The following is a 5,567-nucleotide window of genomic DNA, read 5'->3' on the forward strand; positions in this document are numbered from 1 at the left end:
GCTTTGCCGTTGAGGGTGCCAGCTTGCCAAATGCTGGGCAGATACTCCTTACTCTCACCTTTCGTGAGCACGGGATCTAGATCCAACCAGGCATTTTTAGCAGCTAGTTGAATGGCAAAGTCAGGATTGAGATTGACCACATCGGGGGCCGTTTTCGCACCCATCGCGGCTTGAATTTTGCCCTGCATCGCGCCCCAAGGAATATCAACCCAGTGAACTTTAATCCCCGGATTGGTAGTTTCAAATTTACCGATCGCATCCTTAAAATACTCGTTAAACTTGGGCTGAAGTTGCATCGTCCAAAATTCTAACTGTGGTGTTTTGGCACTAGGCGACTGAAGACAACTTACCACCCCAGTCAGAATCAGTCCCAACAAACCACACATCACAAACCGACGCAAATTAGCAATCTTAACCATTAGTTTTAGCACCCATCGATCGACATCAAGATATTATCAGCCATTGGGACAGTCGATCGGGTTTTAGGTATTAGGTGTTAGGTTTTAAGCTTTAATGGATAGTTGATAGTGAATTTAGACGCAAGCATCCTGTTCTCTGCTCGTCCCCCCGTCCCCCCGCTCCCCGCTAATAAGAAATCCAATCGCTCCAACTCCCCGGATATAACTTACCACCAGGGATTCCGGCTAGCTCTAAAGATAATAAATTGATACAAGCAGTCACCCCCGAACCGCAATAGACAATTGGTGCTAGATCCGGCGAAATTGCCGCCCAGCGTTGCCGTTGTGCCTCGATTGGTAAAACGAATCCTTCAGGGGTAGACACGCCTTGCCAGGGATAATTGACGGCACTGGGGATATGTCCGGCGACGCGATCGATCGGTTCGGTATTGCCCAAATAGCGATCGGGTTCGCGGGAGTCGATGAGGACGTGGGCGGGAGAATTTTGGATCGATCGAACTTTGTCAATATCCACGATCGCACCCGACTGAATTTGAGGCTGAAAATTACCGACAGCCGCCACTACTGGCAGCTCCTCATTCACAGCATAACCAGCCTTAACCCAATTAGTATAACCACCATCGAGCAGCGCGACGCGATCGTGTCCGTAGTAGCGCAACAACCACCACAACCGTGCGGCAAACCCAAACCGCGAGTCATCATAAGCAACTACCAGCGTATCGCGATCGATTCCCATTGCCGCTAATTTGCCCCCCAAGACGCGATCGTCCGGTAAAGGATGTCTCCCGCCATGTACCCCCGCTAGACTCGATAAATCCCGATTTAAGTCCAGATAGTGCGCCCCAGGAAGATGAGCGGTTTCATACTGTTTTCTACCCAAATCCGCATCGCCCAACGCAAATCGACAATCAACAATCGTCACCGGAGGATTCGATGCTAGTTCTAAATAATCGTGCAGCCAAGTTGCGGTAATTATCATGTTAGAGCGGGGATGGGGGAGGTGGGAGATGGGAGATGGGAGTAAGGAGTAAGAAATTTAGTGGTGTTGAATATTACAGCTTGACAAACCTCGCATCGAAGCCATCCTTGGAATGTAGCAACACCCACCCCGATTCTAACTAACCAACCCTTACGCAGGGGAGTTTGAGGGGCGGCGTTCCGCCTCTCAACGGGGGGTCTGGGGGTCGGAACCCCCAGATCCGGGTTCTGCCCCCACAAATAATACCCGCAAACCACAAGTATCTATCGTTTACCGCTACGCTTAATACCAATAGTTACCATAAGTGGGGTTACTCCAATCTAAAACCTAAAACCTATCCCCTAAAGCCTAACCCCAATCCGATAACCCTTACCATAAACAGTCTGAATCAATTCTGGCGAACCCTCCACCTCAATCTTCCGGCGGAGCAGTCGCACCAATGCAGCCAAAACATTACTGCTAGGTGCAGTATGTTCCCCCCACAGATGTGCTTGAATTTGACTGTGAGTCATAACTTGCCCCGAATGCTGCATTAAATATGCCAATAACTGAGTTTCTTTTTCCGACAGCTCGATACTCCGTCCCCGCACATAGGCAAGCTGATTGTCAGGATCTAATTCTAAATCGTCCACTTGGAGTTTAGATTGAGTAGGGGTGGGATCTACCGTCTGTACCCGCCGGAGCAGTGCGCGCACCCGCGCTAGTAATTCTCGCAACTCAAACGGTTTGACCAAATAGTCATCAGCACCCGCATCGAGTCCGATGACCCGATCGTCGAGCGTATCTTTAGCTGTTAAAAATAATACTGGAGTCAGGTCGCCCCGATCGCGTAAATGCTGGCAAATCTGCAACCCAGTTAACTGCGGTAACATCCAGTCTAAAATTAGCAAATCATAGTTGCCACCACTAGCTAAAGTATAGCCAACTCGCCCGTCAGTAGCGACATCAATCGTATATCCTTCCCTAGTCAATAGTCGGCTCAATGGTTCTGTCAGAGCGGGTTCATCATCTACAAGCAAAATCTTCATGGTAAGTTTATTCAGCACAGATGAACGATTCCGACTGCTGCGAGGGTATGATAAGAACAGTTAGAGATTTAAATTATCTATAATCGAATGAGTACAATCGTCGATTTTAAAGATACTAGCCAACCATCGATTCATCGGTTGTGCCGATGCAGATCGATCTCCATAAATTTCGATCGATCTTGACTAAACATCTTTTAGTCAACCTTCCATATCCTCCTTAGTTCTAGGCGTAAGTTCTGGTTATGCACCCACCAATTCCATTGGGAACATTGCTTCAACAGCGTTACCGCGTGACCAAAGTATTAGGTCAGGGGGGGTTTGGTCGTACCTACTTATCTCAAGACACGGGCTGTTTTGATGAGATGTGCGTACTGAAAGAATTCAGCCCTAACGATCGCGGTCGCGACGCTCTCAAGAAGTCTAAGGAGTTATTTCAACGCGAAGCTCAAGTATTGTATCAAATCAACCATCCCCAAATTCCTAAATTTCGCGCCAACTTTGAAGAGCAGAAACGGCTCTTTTTGGTGCAAGAGTACGCAGAGGGGAAAACCGTTGCCAGAACTCTGAGCGATCGCTTAAAAAATAGTACGACATTTACCGAACTCGAAGCCGTAGAATTTCTCAAGAATATGCTACCAGTATTGTCGCATATTCACGCGATGGGCATCATTCATCGCGATATTTCTCCCGATAATATTATTTTTCGCGATCGCGATAAGTTGCCAGTTCTGATTGATTTTGGCGTTGTTAAAGCCGGAGTTACCCAACTCGAAGTCTCCACCCAAATCCATCAAGGCACCACCGTCGGCAAAGCCGGATACGCTCCAGGCGAACAACTGCAAACTGGCGAAGCTTACGCCAACAGCGATTTATATGCCTTAGCCGTCACCGTAGTAGTCATGATGACCGGACGCAAACCCGAAAGTCTGATTGACAAAAGTACCATGACCTGGAAATGGCATCAATGGGTACCCACCTTGTCGCCGTGGTTTTCCAAAATTCTCAATAAAATGCTCAGTAGGGTACCCAATAGCCGCTACCAGTCAGCAAATGAGGTCGCGCAAGCTCTCCGCTCCGTCTCAGATTTTGTCGGCCCCACCGCCATTTCCACCGATTTTCCCGCAGGCACATTCGTCCCACCCACTGCGGGTAGTCGGATTACCGCCGCAAACGATCGATCCGGATCTCCAAACAATCGTCAATCGGTGCCGCTATCGCGAGTCAAACGCTCGACAACTCCCGTCCGCAAGCTTCAGCCGCTCCGACCCCAAAATCCGCTGCGCGGGATTTTGAGTACCCCGTGGGGAATCGCCTTAGGTTCTGCCGTAGCCGCACTAATCTTTTTGGTACTCCCAATCTTTATTATCAGTCGATCGATGACCACATCGCCTAGCGGTACTAAAACATTACCCCCTGCGCCGACAACTGGCTTACCGACAGATCCAGCCGCCACCATTCCTCAGACACCAGACCCGATTGCCACTACAGCGCCAATCGCATCCATTCCAGCGGCTACCCCAGCACCCTTACCTGTCGCTGCGGCTGCGGAAGCTTTGAGCCTAGAAGTGGGTAAGCCCCTAATTAAAGAAGGGACGCTCAATGCCAACCAATCGACAGTCTTTAGTCTGACTCTTCAGGCAGGGCAACAACTCAAGGCATCACTCAGTGGTAATCCGCCAGGCGCAACGATGAATATCCTCGCTCCCAATCAGGCAAATGTCGATGTCTATGCTAAAAATACGGTCAACTGGCAGGGCAATCTCCCACTATCTGGAGAGTATCGAATCGAAATCGTCTCACCTCCAGGTGCGACAACTGGTACTTATCGTCTAGAACTAACTACTGTTGCTGCGACAGCACCCGCGACTGCACCAGTAACCGCTCCAGCAACTGCACCCGCACCAGCCGCTCCTTAGGCGGGGTAAGAAATCGGAATTTAGGTAGGGGCAATTCATGAATTGCCCCTACCTAAATGGCTAGAGACCCCTCACACTCCCCGCTCCCCGCTCCCATCAATATGGATGATAACTTGCCAGATACCGAGATGTTTGCTAAATCGATCGCGCAATTAGGACTCGATCGCATTTCTAGACATATCCTGATTTGTGCCGACCAAACCAAACCCTTATGTTGCGATAAAGCCGATAGCCTAGCATCGTGGGATTATCTCAAACGCCGACTCAAAGAATTAAAGCTAGATGTTCCCGACGCACAGCCGGGATGCGTATTTCGGACTAAAGCCAACTGTTTGCGCGTTTGTCATCACGGCCCGATCGTGGTTGTTTATCCCGATGGTGTTTGGTATCATTCTGCTACTCCAGCAGTCATCGAACGCATCATTCAAGAACATGTATTGGGAAATCGGATCGTGACCGAGTATGCTTTTTTAACTCAGCCGCTAAATTGAGGACGCAATCTCGCCAGTTCGGTGCCATTGCTTTTTAAAAACCGATCGTGACGACAATCAAAAGCAGATTAGTTGGCGTTTTACCCATGCCTTTACACAACGAAAATCGAGTGCGGAATTAGATTTCGAGAAGTTGTAGGCTAAGATTAATCTCATCGCAACATCATTATATTTTCATGTCATCCAAAATCTCACTGTGGGCGGGGCTAATTGGGATTGCTGCTACAATTCCCCTCGTCCAGACGATCGCCAGTGCTAAGTCATCAGTCGAGATTGGTGAGACAGCTAAAGCAATTACCGTCTTAATTACCGAGCCTAATAGTGTCGGTTCGGGAGTCATCCTGCAACAGCAAGGCGATATTTATACCGTCCTCACTGCCGCTCATGTAGTGAAAAATAAAGCCAGTTATAAAATTACTACCCCAGACAATCGCCAGTACGAGATCGTTAGCAGCTCGATCCGCTCATCGCCAGGTAGTATCGATCTAGCAGTAGTTAAATTCAAATCGAAAACCAAATATCCCACCGCCAAACTCGGCAATTGTAACCTACTCAAATCGGGGATGGATCTCTATGTCAGCGGATTTCCAGGGACGAGTAGGGCGATTACTGAGTCCATCTTTGTATTTAGGGAAGGCAAAGTTTCCGCCAATAGCGATAAAGTTTTAGAACAAGGCTATTCTCTAGTTTATAGCAACAGTACACTACCAGGCATGAGTGGTGGTGCAGTCTTA

Annotated in this window: 6 protein-coding genes; 3 read left to right on the top strand and 3 right to left on the bottom strand. The window is 48.7% G+C overall.

The genetic code is table 11. From position 1 onward, the window contains the following. The 3 genes from RMO79_RS10685 to rppA all read right to left on the bottom strand — a co-directional run. Window positions 1-419: extracellular solute-binding protein (locus RMO79_RS10685; RefSeq protein ID WP_310483134.1), on the bottom strand; the 419-nt coding region annotated here is incomplete at its 3' end. A 166-nt stretch (window positions 420-585) separates the two neighbouring features. Beyond that, entirely contained in the window at window positions 586-1,398 is an 813-nt protein-coding gene (locus RMO79_RS10690; RefSeq protein ID WP_310483135.1) for a sulfurtransferase, read from the bottom strand. Window positions 1,399-1,739: 341 nt separating this feature from the next. Beyond that, window positions 1,740-2,426, bottom strand: coding sequence for a two-component system response regulator RppA (gene rppA / locus RMO79_RS10695; protein WP_310483137.1), 687 nt, complete (start codon window positions 2,424-2,426; stop codon window positions 1,740-1,742). A 242-nt stretch (window positions 2,427-2,668) separates the two neighbouring features. Here rppA and RMO79_RS10700 point away from each other — a divergent pair, with 242 nt between their 5' ends. From RMO79_RS10700 to RMO79_RS10710, 3 genes are all read left to right on the top strand, one after another. Continuing rightward, entirely contained in the window at window positions 2,669-4,342 is a 1,674-nt protein-coding gene (locus RMO79_RS10700) for a serine/threonine-protein kinase (protein WP_310483138.1), read from the top strand. 101 nt (window positions 4,343-4,443) lie between these two features. Continuing rightward, window positions 4,444-4,833, top strand: coding sequence for a ferredoxin (locus RMO79_RS10705; protein WP_310483140.1), 390 nt, complete (start codon window positions 4,444-4,446; stop codon window positions 4,831-4,833). Window positions 4,834-5,009: 176 nt separating this feature from the next. Next, a partial coding sequence (locus RMO79_RS10710; RefSeq protein ID WP_310483139.1) for a serine protease occupies window positions 5,010-5,567 on the top strand: 558 nt, incomplete at its 3' end.

The sequence above is a fragment of the Chamaesiphon sp. VAR_48_metabat_403 genome (assembly GCF_031422475.1).
Lineage (GTDB): Bacteria > Cyanobacteriota > Cyanobacteriia > Cyanobacteriales > Chamaesiphonaceae > Chamaesiphon.